General features: G+C 37.8%; 11 protein-coding genes. 10 read left to right on the forward strand and 1 reads right to left on the reverse strand.

The genetic code is table 11. From position 1 onward, the window contains the following. Positions 1-391: 391 nt before the first annotated feature. The 10 genes from VCM39_RS03750 (at position 392) to VCM39_RS03795 (ending at position 15245) form a co-directional block, all read left to right on the forward strand. Complete coding sequence (locus VCM39_RS03750) at positions 392-3532, forward strand: SusC/RagA family TonB-linked outer membrane protein (RefSeq protein ID WP_255585600.1); 3141 nt, start codon at positions 392-394, stop codon at positions 3530-3532. An 8-nt stretch (positions 3533-3540) separates the two neighbouring features. Continuing rightward, positions 3541-5484, forward strand: coding sequence for a RagB/SusD family nutrient uptake outer membrane protein (locus VCM39_RS03755; protein WP_221649723.1), 1944 nt, complete (start codon positions 3541-3543; stop codon positions 5482-5484). A gap of 20 nt (positions 5485-5504) precedes the next feature. Further along, entirely contained in the window at positions 5505-6746 is a 1242-nt protein-coding gene (locus VCM39_RS03760; protein WP_221649722.1) for a DUF4959 domain-containing protein, read from the forward strand. Between the two features lie 35 nt (positions 6747-6781). Further along, positions 6782-7900 carry a DUF4998 domain-containing protein gene (locus tag VCM39_RS03765; protein WP_221649721.1) on the forward strand — a complete coding sequence of 373 codons (1119 nt, stop codon included), beginning with the start codon at positions 6782-6784 and terminating at the stop codon, positions 7898-7900. Between the two features lie 79 nt (positions 7901-7979). Next, positions 7980-10496: a polysaccharide lyase family 8 super-sandwich domain-containing protein gene (locus tag VCM39_RS03770; protein WP_322933761.1), complete on the forward strand. Its 2517-nt coding sequence runs from the start codon at positions 7980-7982 to the stop codon at positions 10494-10496. Positions 10497-10618: 122 nt separating this feature from the next. Then, positions 10619-12040 (forward strand): T9SS type A sorting domain-containing protein, encoded by a 1422-nt coding sequence (locus tag VCM39_RS03775; RefSeq protein ID WP_322933762.1) that lies wholly within the window; start codon positions 10619-10621, stop codon positions 12038-12040. 212 nt (positions 12041-12252) lie between these two features. Further along, complete coding sequence (locus VCM39_RS03780; protein WP_221649718.1) at positions 12253-12579, forward strand: DUF3592 domain-containing protein; 327 nt, start codon at positions 12253-12255, stop codon at positions 12577-12579. A 71-nt stretch (positions 12580-12650) separates the two neighbouring features. After that, positions 12651-13037 carry a hypothetical protein gene (locus VCM39_RS03785; RefSeq protein ID WP_291586315.1) on the forward strand — a complete coding sequence of 129 codons (387 nt, stop codon included), beginning with the start codon at positions 12651-12653 and terminating at the stop codon, positions 13035-13037. Positions 13038-13181: 144 nt separating this feature from the next. Further along, positions 13182-13865, forward strand: coding sequence for a hypothetical protein (locus tag VCM39_RS03790; RefSeq protein ID WP_322933763.1), 684 nt, complete (start codon positions 13182-13184; stop codon positions 13863-13865). Positions 13866-14486: 621 nt separating this feature from the next. Then, the gene (locus VCM39_RS03795; RefSeq protein WP_322933764.1) at positions 14487-15245 is read left to right on the forward strand and encodes an ankyrin repeat domain-containing protein; all 759 of its coding nucleotides are present in this window, start codon (positions 14487-14489) and stop codon (positions 15243-15245) included. Positions 15246-16125: 880 nt separating this feature from the next. On the opposite strand, the gene VCM39_RS03800 is transcribed toward VCM39_RS03795, so the two are convergent. Beyond that, the gene (locus VCM39_RS03800) at positions 16126-19197 is read right to left on the reverse strand and encodes a glycosyl hydrolase (RefSeq protein WP_322933765.1); all 3072 of its coding nucleotides are present in this window, start codon (positions 19195-19197) and stop codon (positions 16126-16128) included. Between the last annotated feature and the right edge of the window lie 262 nt (positions 19198-19459).

Here is a 19459-nt window from a genome sequence, read left to right on the forward strand (position 1 = left end):
TTTAATTGGTATTTCAATTCAGGTAAAAAAAGATTTGTTGATGTGAAGCTGGAAGTAATTGAGAGGGAGTAAAGAAGTACAAGAATAGAATTGTTTTCTTCTCCCACTCTTTACTCCAAAAAAGAATTGTTTAACCTTATTATATAATGAGTATGAAGAAATATCCTCCTTAGTGATATATCAATCGTGTATAATCTATAAAAATGAAGTGTAAACTCTAAATCTATCAGCCTATGTAGTATGAGTGAAGTGTTCTGTTGAATTATAAGAAATCGGGAATTTCTTATGAATAGTTCCTTTTTTAATTAATCAAATATTTAAACTATAGAAAAATATGCTTTATAGGAATTGTATAATACGTAATGCTCTTGGAATAGTCCTTTGTTCCATAATGATAGGGAGTCAAGCGTTTGCTAATGTGAAGGAAGACTCGGGCAACGCTATGGAACCGAAAGAGGTACAGCAGCAATCTATTAAAATTAGTGGTATTGTCTCCGATGATCGTGGAGAAACTATTCCAGGTGCCACTGTAATGATTAAGGGTACCACAGTCGGTACTACAACAGACTTAAATGGAGAATATAGTATTAATGTACCCAACGCTAAAGCCGTTTTAGAGTTTCGTACTATTGGTTATAAGCCCGTAGAAATAGCAGTAGGTACCAAACGCATTATAAATGCAGTGTTGTATGAAGATGCACAGACGTTGGATGAAGTAACGGTAGTAGCTTTTGGTAAACAGAAGAAAGAGAGTCTCACCTCTTCCATTACTACGGTGAAGCCCGCAGAATTGAAAGTACCGGTGAGTAACCTGACAACAGCCTTGGCTGGTAGTGTGGCAGGTATGATTGCTTACCAGCGAAGCGGTGAGCCGGGTGCCGATAATGCCGACTTCTTTGTTCGTGGTATCACTACATTTGGTTCCAATACAAATCCATTGATTTTGATTGATGGCGTTGAGTTGACATCTACTGACCTGGCGCGTCTACAACCGGATGAAATAGAAAGTTTCTCTATTATGAAAGATGCTACTGCAACGGCTCTTTATGGAGCTCGTGGTGCTAACGGTGTAATTTTGGTTACAACTAAAACGGGTAAGAATGGTCCGGCTAAAATTCAGTTACGTGTAGAAAACTCAATTTCTATGCCTACACAGAATATTGAATTGGCTGATCCGATTACTTATATGAAACTGGAGAACGAAGCTGTTCTTACGCGTAATCCGTTGGGCCAATTACCTTATTCGCAAAGTAAAATAGAAAGAACTGCTGCTGGTTATGATCCGATACTTTATCCGGCTAATGACTGGCAAAGTATGTTGATGAAAGATTTTACGATGAATCAACGTGTCAATTTGAGTGTAAGTGGTGGTGGAGGTGTAGCGCGTTACTATGTAGCTGCTTCTTTCAATAGAGATAATGGCTTGTTGAAAGTAGACAAGCGGAATAACTTTAATAACAACATTCAGGATAATATTTATAATCTGCGTGCAAACGTCAATATCGATGTTTCTAAAACGACTGAAATGATTGTCCGTTTGAATGGTAACTTCGAGGATTATACCGGTCCATTGAAAAGTGGTTCTGATACGTATAAGATGATTATGCATTCAAATCCTGTTATGTTCCCTGCTTATTACTCGGCTTCGGATGCCAATATAGTAGCTTCACATATTTTGTTTGGTGGTGCTATTATGGATGCACAAAAGGGGAATTATTATACCAATCCTTATGCAGAAACAGTGCGTGGATATCAGGATAAAACACGTTCTCAGATTTTGGCTCAATTGGAATTGAAGCAAGATTTGAAATTTATTACAAAAGGTTTATCGGCACGTGTTATGCTGAATATAGCTCGTTTGTCTCAGTTTGCCGTAAATAGAAGTTATACTCCTTTTTATTATACAATGACTTCTTTTGATAAGAATACCGGGCAATATGTACTTAACTGTTTAAATACTGAAGGGAATGGACGTGGTACTGAATATCTGGGATTCTCCGAAGGTGCCAAAGTTATGACAAGTTCTAATTATTTAGAAGCGGCAGTTGATTATAATCGTACGTTTGGAAAACACGGTGTGAGTGGATTATTGGTATTTCAGGGACGTGAAGAACGTGAAGGACAAGCTAACAGTTTGCAACTATCATTACCATCCAGGAATATAGGTCTATCCGGTCGTGCAACTTATTCTTTTGATCAAAGATACTTTGGAGAGTTTAACTTTGGATACAATGGTTCTGAACGTTTTGATAAAAAACATCGTTTTGGCTTTTTCCCGTCTGTTGGTGTGGCATGGGTAGTTTCTAACGAAAAATTCTTTGAACCCGCGAAAAACATCTTTTCTAATTTAAAACTCCGTTATTCTTTTGGTCTGGTTGGTAATGACCAGATTGGTAGTAGCACAGACCGTTTCTTCTATTTATCTGAGGTAGAAATGAATACCGGTGGTTATACATTCGGTCGTGATTTTAAGAATAAAATATCTGGAGTAGCGATAAAACGTTATGCCAATCCTGATATTACATGGGAAATTTCTCGTAAACAGAATTATGCACTAGAATTAGGGCTTTTTGATAAGTTGAATATAATAGCTGAATATTATACGGAATATCGTAAGAATATTCTGATGACTCGTGCAGATATACCTTCTACGATGGGGCTGGCAGCTGCATTAAGATCTAATGTCGGTGAAGCATCTGCCAAGGGAGTTGATTTGAGTCTGGAGTATCAGCAGGTTTTCAATAAGGATCTATGGGCATCAGCTCGTGCTAATTTCACATATGCTACTAGTAAGTACGAAGTATACGAAGAATCGGCTTATAAAGAACCTTGGAGATATAGAGTAGGTAACTCATTGGCGCAACAGTATGGCTATATTGCAGAGCGCCTGTTTGTAAGTGATGAAGAAGCAGCTAATTCTCCGAGTCAGATTGGCGTTAATAAAGATGATAAAGCAGAACCTGCACGTGGTGGTGATATTAAATATTTGGATGTGAATAATGATGGTGTGATCGATGAAAAAGATATGGTTCCTATCGGTAACCCTACGACTCCGGAAATTGTGTATGGTTTTGGCTTTTCTGCCGGCTATAAGAATTTTGATTTCTCTGTGTTCTTCCAAGGATCGGCTAATACCTCATTTTGGATTGATGCAAATGCCACTGCTCCTTTCCAGGATAATACACAGTTGTTAAAAGCATATGCGGATAGTCATTGGGCCGAAGATCATCAGGATGTATATGCAGTATGGCCGCGATTAAGTCGTACTAAGAATGTGAATAATACAGTACAGAGTACTTGGTTTATGCGTGATGGTGCATTTATGCGTTTGAAGCAAATGGAAATTGGATATACGTTACCAAGAAAAGCTCTGAATAAGATGCACCTGTCTAATCTTCGTTTTTATTTGAGCGGAAACAATCTGTTGAAATTTAGTTCATTCAAATTGTGGGATGTTGAAATGGGTGGTAATGGTTTGGGATATCCATTGCAGCGTGTGTTTAATATTGGTTTTAATTTGAGTTTTAATTAATAGCAATTATGAGAAAGAAATTTATATATATAGGAATGTTGGCTTTAATGCCATTCTTCAACTCATGCGCAGATTATCTGGATGTGGTTCCGGAAGGAACAGCTACTATCGAAATGGCATTTCATATGCGTTCGGAAGCAATTAAATATTTAGCTACTTGTTACTCTTATATGCCTTCTCATGGAAACTCAACCTGGGATCCCGCACTATTGGGTGGGGATGAATTGTGTGGAGTTACAGAAAGTGGACGTATTGACAAAGACTATGCGCTGAATCTTTCAAGAGGAGCGCAATCTACTGCGAACCCTTTGTTAGATCGTTGGTCTGATTATTACAAAGCATTGAGAGACTGTAATATTTTTCTGGATAATGTAGCTTCTGTTCCGGATCTTCCTGCCTGGGAAAGAGACTTATGGATCGCTGAAGTGAAAGTCTTGAAAGCTTATTATCATTATCAGTTGGTCTTGATGTATGGTCCTGTACCTATTATTCGTGAAAACCTTTCGGTAGATGCAGGGGTAGATGAAGTAAAAGTACCCAGAAATACAGTAGACGAGTGCTTTGCATATATTGAAGAGCTACTGGATGAGGCTATTAATATGCGTTCATTACCATTACAGGTATACGCACCGGCAGATGAGTTGGGACGTATAACTTTGCCAATTGCGCATATGATAAAAGCGAAAGCTATGACAACGGCAGCCAGTCCGTTATTTAATGGGAATAATGACCAGGCGACTTTAAGAAACCATGATGGAACACAGCTGTTCAACCAAACAGAAGATAAGCAAAAATGGGTGAAAGCCGCAAATGCTTGTAAGGCGGCAATGGATGTTTGTAAAGAAGCTGATCTTAAATTGTATCAATATACAGAGGGTTCAAATACAATGGATCCTCGTTACAGACAGCAAATGACGCTACGCCGTATGTTTAATGAACGTTGGAACAGTGAGTTGATCTGGGCTAATACGAATAGTCGTGTTGGTGGTGGTAATACAGGATTGCAACAAATCACCACTCCCAAGTTAAATTCAACTTATAAAGATGCTCCTGAAATCCGTTCTTTGGTAGCAGCTGCTTTAAAGATGGCAGAAACATTTTATTCTGATAATGGAGTGCCTATTACTGAAGATATAAACTGGAATTATGCTACTAAGTATGAATTGCGTGATATCCCACGTGCTGAAGATCATTATGGATTCTATCTGGAAGGTGGAGAGACGACAGCGCGATTAAATATGGACAGAGAACCCCGTTTTTATGCATTCTTAGGATTTGATCGTGGAGCATGGCACGGACAGGGCAAGAAAGATACAGAACAGCCCTTTTATGTTCATGCAAGAAGAGGAGATACCGACGGGCAAGAAACTGTGGGAAAGGGACCGTTAACCGGTTATTGGCCTAAAAAATTAGTATATGATGAGAATGTATTGACCTCTATTACTCAGTATAGTTATACAGAATATCCATGGCCTATTTATCGTCTTTCGGACTTATATTTACTTTATGCCGAAGCTATTAATGAGGCATATGGTCCTGAGGGCGGACTTGTAGGTGAGGAAAATGCCGTTGCCGAGAATCCGTTTACCTACATTGATGCCATCAGAGAACGCGCCGGTTTGAAAGGAGTAAAAGAATCTTGGAGTAATTATTCCAACAATCCAACTAAGTATACTACTCAAACAGGTTTAAGAGCTATTATACAACAGGAAAGAATGATTGAACTGGCATTTGAAGGTATTCGTTTTTGGGATATCCGTCGTTGGAAAACGGCTCCGAGCTTGTACCAGACTTCAATGCAGGGTTGGGATATGACCCAATCCAGAGCGAATTATTATTATCGTTCTATGGTCGTTTATAAACAATCATTTGGCGTAAAAGATTATTTCTGGCCTATCAGTAATGATAATATATTGAAGAATGATAATCTGGTTCAGAATATTGGTTGGTAATCTAAAATTAGAAAGTTAATATGAAAAGATCATTATATATAGCACTTATCTCTCTATTATTTGTAGGGATGGGTTGTAAAGAGGAGGGTCGTTTAGACCATATTGATATGTCGGCTCCTGCTCCGGAACAGATATATGATATAACAGTGAGAGCTACTGCTGGTGGTGCTGTTTTAAAATATAAAATGCCAAAAGATGAAAATTTACTATATGTAAAGGCTGTTTATCAAATTGAAACGGGTGCAGTACATACTACTAAAGCCTCATGTTATGAAGACTCATTGGTGTTGGAGGGGTTTGGGGAAGTAAAATCTTATCCGATTAAGATTTATAGTGTAGGACGAAATGAAAAAGAGTCGGTTCCGGTGACTTGTGAAGTTACTCCATTGACTCCTGCTTATTTAAACGCTTTTGAACATCTGGAATTGAAAGCGGGTTTTGGGGGAGTATCTGTTAGTTTTAAAAATCCCGATCGTGCAGCATTAGCTATTGTACTATTGGGAGATACTGCAAATACAGGTGAATATAAAGAATTTGAGACATTCTATACAGAGGCCTCTATGGGAAGTTTTCCTTTTCGGGGACTGCAAGCCAAAGAAGGACGATTTGCTGTATATCTGAGAGATCGTTGGGAACATTATTCAGGTACTAAGGAAGCTGTTTTAACTCCATTGTATGAAGAAGTAATTCCCAAAGATAAATTTAAGAATGCTGCTTTACCAACAGATACTTATGAACCAGTTGAAGGTAATTATAATTCATACTCTATAGAACATTTATGGGATGGAGTGGCAACGGATAGAAATAGTATGTTTGCAACTACTAAGTCGGCTCCGATACCTCAATGGTTTACTGTTGACTTGGGGCGTAAGGCAACAATAAGTCGTGTAAAACTTCATCAACGTGGTAAAGGTTCTCGCCAGGAAATCCAGGTATATAGTGAAGCGAATGTAAAGAAATTCGAGTTGTATGGGAGTTTGTCACCAAATCCGGATGGAAGTTGGGATGATAGTTGGACCCCATTGGGCACATTCATTGCAGATAAACCTTCCGGTGAATCTGGGACAGTAACAGAAGAAGATCATCAATATGCTTGTGTACAGGGTGTTAATTATGATCTGGAAGAATCTGAGTTTTCTCCTAATCCTTATATTCCGGTAAGATATCTACGTTTTAAAGTTCTGGAAACTTACATGGGCCAGACCACTTCCGGATCAATTTGGATTTCTGAGTTGGATGTTTATGGACAAGAGATAAAATAGAACGATAAGTACTAATAATTTAGAGTTGAAATAAAATGAAAAAAATATTTTATAGTTTTATACTGTTGTCTGTGCTTTTAAATTTTGTTTCTTGTAAAGACATGGACGGTACTTATGAAGAATACATTGTACCCAATGGGCGTGTGTATCCGGGAGTAGCTAAAAATCCGGTAGTATATGCCGGAAAGAACAGAGTACAGTTGCAATGGTTGAAGGGAAAAGATCCGACGACTGTACGTGCTGAAGTATACTGGAACAATTATACCAATGTATATAAAGTCAATTACTCTGACTATGAAGGTGATACAATAAGATGTATCATACCTGATTTAGCCGAGAATTCATATTCTTTCATCATTCGTTCATTCAATGAGGCGGGTGATATCTCTGTTCCGACTGAAGTTATTGGATGGGCACGTGGTGAAAATTATCAGGCAATCCTGACAAATCGTGATTTTGATGATGCTTCTCTGGATGATGGAAATCTGGTGATTGCTTGGGGATTAGCTGATCTTTATAATGGAGCCATTGCTACTGAGATTGAGTATATTAACACAGATAATGAGAAAGTTTGTGTATGGGACCCAATTAAAACAAATGCTGATACGATTACGTATGAAAATTATAAAATCGGTTCTGAATTTAAATATAGAACGGCGTTTGTTTCTGACTCTTTAGTGGTTGATACTTTTTATACAAGTTGGGTGAGTAATCCGGGAGTAGCTAAGATTCCTGTTACTAATTGGACCATTACAGCGAGTACTACTGCCGGAGGTGCTTATGTAGCGGAAAGTGCTATTGATAATGACTATAGAACTTATTGGCATTCCAAAATCAGTCCATTACCTACGGCTTACCCTCATTGGCTGGCTATAGATATGAAAGAAAGTTATAAGCTAGGACGTCTTGAATTGATTCGCCCTCAGGACGCTGTAAATTCTACTATCTATGATTTTATACTGCAATATAGTCAGGATGGTACTACTTGGACGGATATACAGTCTTATAGAATGGAAGATGTTGATGGGGTACAGTCATTTAATATTCCTGCTAATGCTGGGGAAACCCGTTATTTCAGAATTTATGCTGTCAATGGTAAGGATTCCAAAAAAGCAGCTTTGGCTGAGATTGCTGTTTTTCTGGCGGTAGAATAAATTTAATAACGCAATAATAATGGGTGGGAGCCGGGCTTCCGGTTCGGTTTCTACCTGTAATTATTCCTAATAGAACTATATGAAAAATATAAAAACGGTTCTTCTTTCGCTCTGTTTGTTTACCAGTTCAGGAGCTTTTGCTGTAACTAATGAATTATTGGCGGTTGGAGCCAGCGATACAGATATTACGACTCGTAGCCTGACTTCTGAGCAACAAGTATCTATTGATGAAGTCTCTGAGGTTTTAGTGGCCAGGCAATTAGTGGATGATCCGCCTGCTGATACTGAAGTTAAAAAGTGGATGGATTCAATGAATTCGGATGGAAGCTGGAGTGATGGGAAATATGGGCAAATGAATGCGGCAGGTAATACGGCTCCTAATCGTTTGGTAGTAATGGCCAAAGCATATCGTCATTCAAAGAGTGGTTATTATATGAATGAACGCTTGCTGGAACGTATTGTAGCCGGGTGTACTTATTTCGCAGATAATCATCCTCAGGAAACCGGAAAACGAGGAGATCCGGGATACAATTGGTGGTACGATGAAATTGGAGTACCACAAAAGTATATGATTCCGTTGTTATTAGTCAAAGGATATGCAAACCAAACGCAATTGGAATATTGTTCTAAGAAATACCTTCGGAATATGGTTCAACGTTTTTTAGGCGGAGGTAAAAATCTGACCTGGATTTGTGAGATAGCCATACATAAGGGGTGTATAGAGAATGACTTCGCTGGTGTGAAGGAAGCTTTTGACGGAATAGCTTCTACACTTACAATTGTAAGTAAACAAGGAGATGAAGGGATAAAAATTGATGGTAGCTTCCATCAGCATCATGAACAAATTTATTCCGGAGGGTATGGAATGTCGATTACCAATGATATTTCCGGTTATATGGAGATTGCTGCCGGAACATTGTTTGATGAGGCCTATACGGGAGATAGAATAGAGTTATTCCGTAATATGTTGTTACAGGGACATCGTTTGTTCGGATATCGTAATGCGTTTGACTTTGGTACCATGGGACGTAATATCTCTCGTGACTCAGGAGGTAATCGAACCAATATAGATCCTCTTGTCTTGCGTCGGATGATAAAAGCTGATCCGGAGTATAAGGCTGATTATGAAGCCTGGATAGATCATATTGAGAATGGCGCTCCCTTCCCTTTGAATATCAACAAACATTTCTGGAAGTCGGATATGATGACTCAACATGGCGCTAACTATTATATGTCGGCCAAAATTATTTCTAACCGTACATTAGGGACGGAAATGATTAACAGTGAGAACAAGTTAGGTTATAATTTGCCAATGGGAGCAACCAATATTTTAACAAGCGGTAATGAATATAATGGTGGGGCTTATGGCCATGCGGGAGCTATTTACGGTATTTGGGATTGGGCTCGAATTCCTGGTACGACTGCTGCACAAAGCGTTGATTCTGCCCGTTTGGGCGGCTATTTGTATGGCACTAATAGCTTTGGTGGTGGTGTAAGCAACGGTGAGGATGGAGTATTGGCGTATAAGCACGATTATCGTGGGTTAAAAGCTCAGAAAGCCTATTTCTTCATTGATGATTGTATGGTTTGCCTGGGATCGGGAATAACAACCAATGGGAAGTCGTCGATTGCTACCTCCGTGAATCAGGCTTTCTTTGGTGCTCCGGCAGTCTTTGGCTTGACAGACGGTACAATTAATACGCAGACAGCGGTAACTCCTTTGACTCGTTGGACTTCATACGATAACACTTTATCCTGGATTCATCATGATAATGTGGGGTATATTTTCCCTGAACAAGGGCAAATAACTGCCGGTGCCATCCTTCAAAAAGGTAATTGGACTAATATAGGTACAGATACTTCGACTGGAAGTGATCAAGGTCGTGTATTCAGTGCTTATTTTGATCATGGAGTGGCTCCGCAAAATGCAACTTATCAATACATTGTAGTGCCGGATATGTCTTTAGACAATTTTGAAGCATTTACAAAAAATCATGATTTTGAGATAATAGCTAATACCAAATCCGTACAAGCAGTACAGCATGGTAATAAATATGCGGTTGTCTTCTATGAAGGAGCTGAGGTAACGATGGGGGATTTGAAACTTTCAGCCGGTGGTCCTCTGATGGTATTGGTGGTAGTGGAAAATGGCGAATATCAGGTGTCTGTATCCGATCCGACCTATAGAGCCGGACGTCCGGTATCATTGACATTAAATAAAAAATTGATTGGTGGTACTGAATTATCTGATGGTACAAAAATAGAACTTAGAATGCCTTCAGGAGACTATACAGGTAGCACTGTAACGAATGTATATCAGGCAACGGGCGGAACAAGCATAGGAAAAACAGAGTTGAATGAGCAAGTGGCTGTCTATCCGAACCCGGTGGATACTGAATTGAATGTAAACTTTGAGTCAGGGGTGTTCAATAAAATAGAATGTCTGTCTTTACAGGGAGTTACTCTGCAGCAGATATCAATTGAATCTGTTGAATGCGGCAAGACTATATCTATGTATGGTTATGTTCCAGGATGTTATCTGATACGTTTGATTGGTGAAAACACTGTTTGTGTGAAGAAAATATTGAAGCAATAATATAAATCTTTAAAAAAGAATGCCTATGAAACAAAATCTCTGAGAAGTAAAAGAATACACTAATTCAATATTATAGTGAACTTTATTTTTAAATGAATTTATTAATTTTAATTTTTTGAATTATGAAAAAGAATACTCAGTACCGTTTTATGTTGACAGCTTGCTTATTTGCTGTTGGTAGTATGTTTTCAAGTTTGAGTGCGCAAGATGATAAGTTTGCATCTGGTGTTGGTTCGGAGATGGATCCATATGTGATTAAGACAGCAGAACATCTGAATAATATCCGGACTGCAGCTAATGCCTATTTTGTGTTGGACAATGACATTGATTTAACTGAATTTCTACAAGACTCTGAAGAAGGCTGGGAGCCTATTACTGCCTTTTCTGGTAACATAGAGGGATTTCATTATTCTATCAAAGGGCTTTGGATTAACCGCCCTGGAGCAGACAACCAGGGATTTATTGCTAACATAGCTGGTGATAGCTTTGCACAGATTACACATCTTGGTCTGGTTCTTGATGCAGAAAAAGGAATTAATGGTAAAGATAATGTTGGTGGACTGGTTGGTCAGGTAATTGGGAAAAAACTGAATGTAAACGGTTGCTTTGTTACTGGCGGACCGATTAAAGCAGCTGCAGCCAGTGTTGGGGCTATCATTGGTACTTGTGCAAATAGTAATGGGCAGGTGAATATTTCAGACTGTTATTCAACGAATGATATTTCTGGTTCTGGTAATGTTGGTGGGATTGTGGGCTATCTGTTAAATACATTTGTATTGAAAATAGATAGATGCTATAGTCTGGGAACATTGACTTCTAATGGGAGCGCTGGTAGTATTTTAGGATATGGTGGTTGGAGTAATTCTAAGCAGAAACCTAATGGCACATCTTATATTAAGAACTGTGTTGCTTTAAACAAGCTTATTCAGGCACCTACATATAATACGGATGGAACAGGTAAAGGTGCAGGTCGTATTTTAGGTTTTAATCGTATAGTAGAAGGTGAATTGCTCACTATGATTCTTGAAGGTAATTATGCATACGAAGGTATTGATCTGCAGTGCGAGAATAAAGAGTTAATTTCTGACGAAACAGGAAATGATGGCTTAGCAAAAACTTTGGCTGATCTTACCAAACAAGAAACATATGCTAATTGGAAGTTTGCTTATGATGAAAATGATGAAACAGATGTTTACTATACCTATTGGAGAATGCCTGCCGATAATGATTATAAACTTCCGATTCTGGCATTTGCTGCCGATGATATGACTTTAACCAATCAACCTACAACGATGCCTGATCATCTAAAAGGTGGTGGAGTTGGTATTACTCCTGAAAAAATATCGAATGTTAAGATTCTGTTTAATAGTGAATCAAATGATGTCACAATCATCGATAAGGCCGCTGATTCAGTAGTTTATATCTATGATAACATGGGTCGCCAGGTTATTCAGAGTACACAAGCTGTAATCAATTTAGATGCACTGGCTAATGGTCTTTATATTGTAAAGGCTGAAGGTGCTGTGGCTAAAATAATGAAATAATGGATTGTCGATGAATATAATCTTGCATACTGTGAGAAGTTAATTAAGAGATAAAATGAGGACAGGAGAGGTGTTTTTAGATACTTCTCCTGTCTTTTTATCTTGATCTGAAATTTAAGGCCTGTTTTTACGAATAAGTCTGTTAATCAATTTGTTCAACCAACCGATACTATAAATGTTTATAAACCTTTATATCCATTTATAATCCAACGATGAAAACAATAAAAAAAGATATTTTACTTTACTCTTTTAGCTTTATATTGGTTATTTATTTTGGCTATTTGATATTTGTAAAAGTAGTAGAAAGAAACTCTTTAGATAAAAATGTTGAATATGTAGATGCAGTCATAGTCGATTTTTCTTCTGGCCCTCGAATGAGGTCTTATCTTGATTATAAGTTTTTTGTCAAAGAAAAGGTTTATTATGGAAGTGGAAAGCATTATCCTATAAGCGATACATTGTCCATTGGAGATACTGTTGTTGTGGTTTATGACAGGATGAATCCAAATAATAATAAAACATATAGAGATTACAAGTAAAAAGTGTCTGAGCATTTTCAGGAGGTTTTTGAACAGTAATAGAAGTCTTATCCTTTTATATATTATAAACGATGAAAATAAAAATCATTTGCTTTATTGCAATAACACTATTCATTTACTCTTGTAAAACTCAAAAATTGGTAGAATATAAGAGTATGGAAATTGAAGGGACTTTCTTTGGCATGAGAGAAACAATGGGCTTTAAATATCAATATATTTTAGAACTTAATCAGGATGGATCGTTCTTTTTTAAGATAATAGTTCAGGATGCTATGCCACAATGTCAGGGAAAGTGGAGATTTGAAAATAACAAATTTATAATTTTAGATTGTCATGAGGCTTCTGTTTGGGAAACACTGACTAATGGGTATATGAATAGCCGTGATTATAAAGTAGAGATATTAAATAAAAATAAGTTGAGATATAATAATGTGATACTAAAACGAAGGAATGATTAATCGGAGAATATCAGAATAAGTTTCCCTCAGTATCTTATGAACCTAAAAAGGGCACTACTTTAAAATTGAAAAATAAAACAATTCAATATGATATAAGGTCGAATTTAACAAATACACATCAAACATTATGGCAAAAAATATGGTATGATGATGAAGAATAAATATATCTATATTGTACTACTTTTCGTCGTTTTCGTTTTGTTATTGAGAATGGTAATTAGTAGTGAAGGGCAGACTGTGTCAGTGCGTCCTTCTAAAGTTCCTATGGATGCTGGATGGTATGGAGGAGCGGATGGGGGAGTTTGGATGAAATTATCCGATACTTCTGTAGACGGTACATTTTATGTAGAAATTTATAGAGATTATACAGGAGATTTATGGCAAGGGATATTTTATGTAGATTCTTTGTATTTGAATAAGTCGATTTCTATAAGAGAATTGCAGAATACCATATTGGGATATTTTGGCGATAATAAGATATATGTGAAGGGGCGTAAGAATATATATGATCAAGAAGTTGGAACCCCTGCATTGTATATGATAGGTACTGGACGGGATTCTCTGAATTCTCCTCCTCCCAAACGGCATAAAGATATTCCTGACGATACTTATTGGTATGGAGATACAATTAATGGGTTCTGGATGTCTGTTAAGGGTACAAAGAAAGAGAATGTATTTTATGTAGAAGTATACTTTAGAGAATCTGGGCAACTGCGAGATAAGAATTTTTATGAGTTGGATTCATTTTGTGCGGAACGAAACTATACTGTTGATGAAATTAGAAAGCACATTTATGATTATGCAGGAGATGTTATATATATGGTGTAAATGGTAAACCCTCCTGTAGGCTGAATATAGACTCTTCATATGATCATATCATTAATGAGTGAAGTCTTTTTTGAGCTATGTGGGAAAGAAGGAATTAATAATAAGAATTCTGGTGTGTGGGATGACCATTTTTGGAATTATTTTTCTTTTTTGGGTATACAAATGTGTAGATATAAATAAATGGGTTGGAGTGTATACAAGAGGAGAATTTAAGAGTAGCAGGAAAAAGTAGTAATATTGGTTAAGTTGGTAGAAAAATGAAAATATCTAAAAGTAATATTCTGATTTATCCAACTTGCTATATAATTATAGGCTGGATGTGTTATGGACTATTTGTAGCGATTAAAGATCGTTTTTTTCTATAAAATATAGAATATACCGATGCAATCATAGTCGAATTTTCTTTTGGACCTTACATGAGACTTTATGTTGACTATAAGTTCTTTATTAATGGAAGGGAATATTATGGAAGCGGAAAACATTATTCTAAAAGTGATACATTTTTAGTTGGAGATACCATAACTGTGGTTTATGATAGAACGAATCCTGATAATAATGAACTATATAAGGACTACAAAAAGAGCTTAATACTTACAATCTGGTAATAAAAAAGTTACAGCGATGAAAAATATTGGATTTCTTTTTTGGGTAATCGTCTTTTTATCTTGCCAAGTTCCAAAAGAGAAAATGACAGGTAGAAATATCCGTTTGTGGCAGGATACCCCAGCTTGGGAATTAGCAAAAGCTGTTCGGGCAGGAAACACATCTCGAGTTAATGAAATTCTATTAAAAGATAGGATTAACATAGATTATAGGGAGCCTAAATATGGACAAAGTTTACTGTTTTGGGCCATTTGGCATAATAAAACAGATATGGTTCAATTTTTATTATCTAAAGGTGCTAATCCTAATTTGCATGACTATTTTGATGGGCAGTCTCCTATAACATTAGCAGCAGGTTATTATGGTGAGGATATTAAAATGTTAAAGCTATTATTAGAATATGGTGGTGATCCCAATGATCACACTTTGGATTCGGACTCAGTGACTGACATGCGTTCTATGTCTACTCCTTTAATTAATGCTGCTACTAATGATCTGGAAAAGGTAAAGCTTTTAATAAAGGCTGGAGCTGATCTTAATTTAGCGATAGAACCAGGATGCCCTCCTTTATATAGTGCAATAACGAGCAATCGAGCAGATGTTATCAGGTACTTAGTGATGGAACAAAAAGCAGATTTTCGACAGGTCTTTGTGGTGACTATACAGGGTGATACACTTGATTTTAAGGATTTACTATCTGGTTCAGCGATGGAAATGGTTGAAGAATCTGCTAAAGAATTATCTTGTGTCTATGATTATCTAAAACAATTTGAATAAAGTGCATATTTTTAATTGGAGAGGTAGTTTATTGCATAAAATAGAGATTGAGGATAATATAAAATGTATATCCTTTGATGAAAGGACAGGTATGATCTATGCTGTAATGATGAATGATGAAATAAAGAGATATGATATTGATATCATCTAAGAATTCATAAGTATAAGAATGTAGAAGGCTCTGTTTGTAATAATTTTAGAGTGTAAACTAAATACTCTCTTTTGTGAAATACAAATAGATTGTGATGAAAAAAATACACAATCATTGAGCTTGGTAATGCATTGGTAATGAGTGTGTTAATATCCCCTGTTTTTCCTCTACGAGAAACGCATCGAAACTCTACGGAGATCGGGTCGAAACTCTACGAGGAACGAGGCGTTCATCGTAGAGTAACAAATAGAATGTTTATAAGGCTTGACAATAGATGCATAGAAAAGGAAAATCACGTCCTCCTTTTTGTCCTAAAAAACGAATGCTGCTATTACGATGTGAATCGTCTCTGTTACCTGTAAATAAAATACGTGGTATAATTCTCAAACAATTATACCACGTATTTCACTCCACTACCTGTTTTTATTTGGAGGGCATCTTACAAAGGCGTAGTTTCTTAATAATGTTAATGCAATTTTTTAACACTCTGGTTTCGCTTTATCAGATTGTACACTTTAATACATCAAGATTGTACATTTTAGTATGACAAGAATGTACAATTAACACATACTAAAGTGTACACTCTTGTTATACTTAAAATAGGAGGTTTGAATTCGTTATAAATCAATTGATTACATAAGAGTGAATCTTTTATTGGATGCTTATATTTCCTCTTAAAAAAAACTATAATTACTTTTTTGATAACTACGCATTTATCGGATGGATCTTTCATTCTCCGCTTCTTAACACAAAAGGTTGATTCATGCCATAGTCCGGCAATATATATTGTTCACCGGCAGGCATTTCTCCTGATACTTTTTGCCAATGCCAGGGACCGGATATGCCTTGTGCCGTTTTATTATGATGTGGGCCCAATAAGCTCCGGTGACTTCCCATTACCCGTACTTCAATTTGATTGTCCCCTTTGCGTATCCATTTTGAAACGTCCAGCTTATAAGGCTGATAGGCGATAATTCCTGCACTTTCTCCATTAACGAATACTTCAGACACAGTACCGTCCCAGTCGGTCAACTGTACCTCATAGGTCGCTTTCGGCTCACTAATGTTGAAATGTTGTGAATAGGCTATGTCCCAGGAATAGAAAGGTAAGCCTTGCTGCTTCCAGCTCCCCAGTGTTAAGGAGTGTTCCGGACGTTCTACCAGCCAGCCTTGTGCAGCGGGTGAAAGATGAAAATCTCCTGTCAGATAAATAGGTTGTATCTCTGCAAAGATACTTGTTGGACTGATATCCAGTACTACTTTGTTTTCTCCTTCCCGCAAAGCTTTTCCTGCGTGATATACACCGAATGATTTATCCAGCCACCATTCTCCCTGGGTTGCATTTACGGGTATACCGTTCACTATCACTTTCCATAATTGTGGTTGCTCTACTACCAATTTAAACAGGCTGCAATCCACTCCTTTGGCTATGTTGATGTGATAGGTAACTGTTGCATGTCCGTCTTTCTTTTCCCGTTCTACGGTTTGATTCTTAAACTGTATCGAAGCCCGCCAAGGGTTATAAGGTTCACCGATTGCTTTATAGTATCTTTGTTCGGCTTCTGCTGTGTGCATATTGGCATAAGACTTTCCTGCTATATCCAAATCACAAAAGTCGATAAATAAAGCATTTTCTTTCAATCGTTTTACTTCCACAGGAGTCGTAGGAACTACTTCCCGGATGTCTGTTATCTGTTTGCGTGGGAGTAATTTCTGCTTCTCTCCGGATACATATAGCAATAAACTGCCTGCGGGAGGGAGAATTACTTGTGTAGTCACTTTCTTGCCGGAGCATGTGGCCGGATATGCATAGTGCGTACCGCTGAATGCATCCATCTCTACCAGACTACGTCCGTTGATGGTAATATCAGCTTTCGCCTCCTGTTCAAGTGAAGAATTTACTAAAAACAGAATTTCACCTTCTTTGAATTGTCTGCGTTGGTGATATAAACCTCCTCCTGAGATATTAGAGAAGCTGATAGCATCGCTTGACAGTAGTTTATAGGTGTTATCTGTGCTTTTTACTTCAGCATATGTGATCTGACTATTGTTGGTGAAAAATTTATTTAAATTCTCATTCTCACTACCATCCAGTAAAGTAGGAGTGGAATAGGCAATCAATTCTCCTCCTTCTTTTACGAAATTACGTAGTAGCTCAAAAGTCTTACTTTCGATATTATCCATGAAAGGAGGGAGTACTACTTTCTGATATTTCCTTTGGCCGACAATGAACTCTTTGCCTTCCACACTTCCCCGGTCTCTTATTATATTCTCGCATCCCAGGTCATATTCTATCTGTAGTTTTTCTAACTGAGTTACAAAGGCCTGAAATCCTTTTCCGATCTGATCCAATCGCGGATTTGATTTGTGAGCCGAATAGTAGCACCACAAGGAGGTAGTTGGTTCTAATACCAGTACGTCATTCAACTGTTCTCCTTTACTTAATATATAAGACAACCGGGCGAAGTAATCATTTTGTGTCTTATAGTATGGCCACCAGGTTGAATGATAAGTAAATACGGGTGGATAATCATATTTCCGTGCTCCCGTCAGCGTCATGTGTGACAGGTGCTGATTTATGAAATTGACTCCTAATACATACTCCCAGTCTCCCAGGCGTTTCAGATCTTCAAATGTTACGTCCCAGCCTCCACCGCCATAGGTTTCACTCAAGGTTCGTTCCCTCCCCATCTGGTTGGCTACACTACGCAACTCTTTGATGGCACGTACGTTACCAAACTGTGCTTTCGGGCTGACTTCGTCAAACTGATTGAATAACATATCTACAGCCGGCATCTGATGCCATGCATACATCGCCATATTATCCGGTCCGCTACTCAGGTCCGGCCATTTATGTTCCCAATAATGCCCGGTCCAGATCAATCCCTTTTGTTCACAATAGTCGTGCATTGGTTTTGCCCAACGGTCTATGAACATCTGAAGCAATGTTTCGAAATAATGGTGACGCACTTCTTTCCAGTTCTTTTCCTCCCGGATCAGCAAGGGTAGGTTTTCTTCCAGTGAGTATCCCCACCGTTTCCGGAATTCTACAAATAAATCCGGAGTCCATCTGACACCTCCCGAACTGTTAATTTGAGGTTCATCGGAAAACACCCCTTTTACTATCGGTCCTAAATCAGCTCCCAATATCCGTTCGTATCCGCTCATTGTTAACTCCAGAAACTTTTCTGTTACCCCTTTGTATAGCAGGTCTACATATGAATAACCTGCCATCCATCCGGAGCGGCCATAATAAGTCTTTTTCCAGAGAATGTATTCTCCTTTTTTCCCTTTATAATCGTTGATGTGTTGTGTTATGTCTGTATAGCCATTTTTTTCCTTTTTCTGGCAAATGAAGAATTCCGAAACGTTTTCTGGTAATATTTCGCAAGCAGTCATGCTTAGTCCTTGTCCCTGATTGTAGGATTCGGGCATTGTAGCCGGTACATGCCCTCCGGCATAGCCACTCGGATAGGAGTTTTCATCATAGATCCATATGTCCAGATCGAGCCGTTTACCTACTTCCACACTGTATTTGAACAGCTCATACCATTCGTCGGACATATATTCGGTAATTAAGCCCGGGCGTGGGTGTACAAATGCTCCTCCGAATCCTGCTTCGTGTAGTTCCTGTAACATCCGGTCTATTTCCGAATGAGTTACTTTACTGTTCCAGACCCACAGAGGAGCCGAACGATACTCTTTTGATGGATTTGAAAATTCCTTTTGGAGAGATTTCCATGTTGTGTCTTTCTCTTTTGCCGAAGCACCATTGATAGAAGATAGAACTAAAAAAGCCATGATGACTATTTTAAATAAATCGGATCGTCTTTCTTTTCTTATCATACTAATTTTTAGATATATAATTAATTGGAAAATACTATTTCTGTATCTATGGCAAATATAGCCCAAAAAGGCTGTACTAATGTACTCATTTTAGCCATAGTTAGATGTAGAAAAGGGAGAAGGCGAATAACATACAATATTGGCGGGATTGAATATATTGTAGTTGGTTGGATGGGGGATTCGTGAATTTGGATAGTAAGAGGATTTTATATAATTG

The organism is Bacteroides mucinivorans, assembly GCF_034654355.2.
Taxonomy (GTDB): Bacteria; Bacteroidota; Bacteroidia; order Bacteroidales; family Bacteroidaceae; genus Bacteroides; species Bacteroides nordii.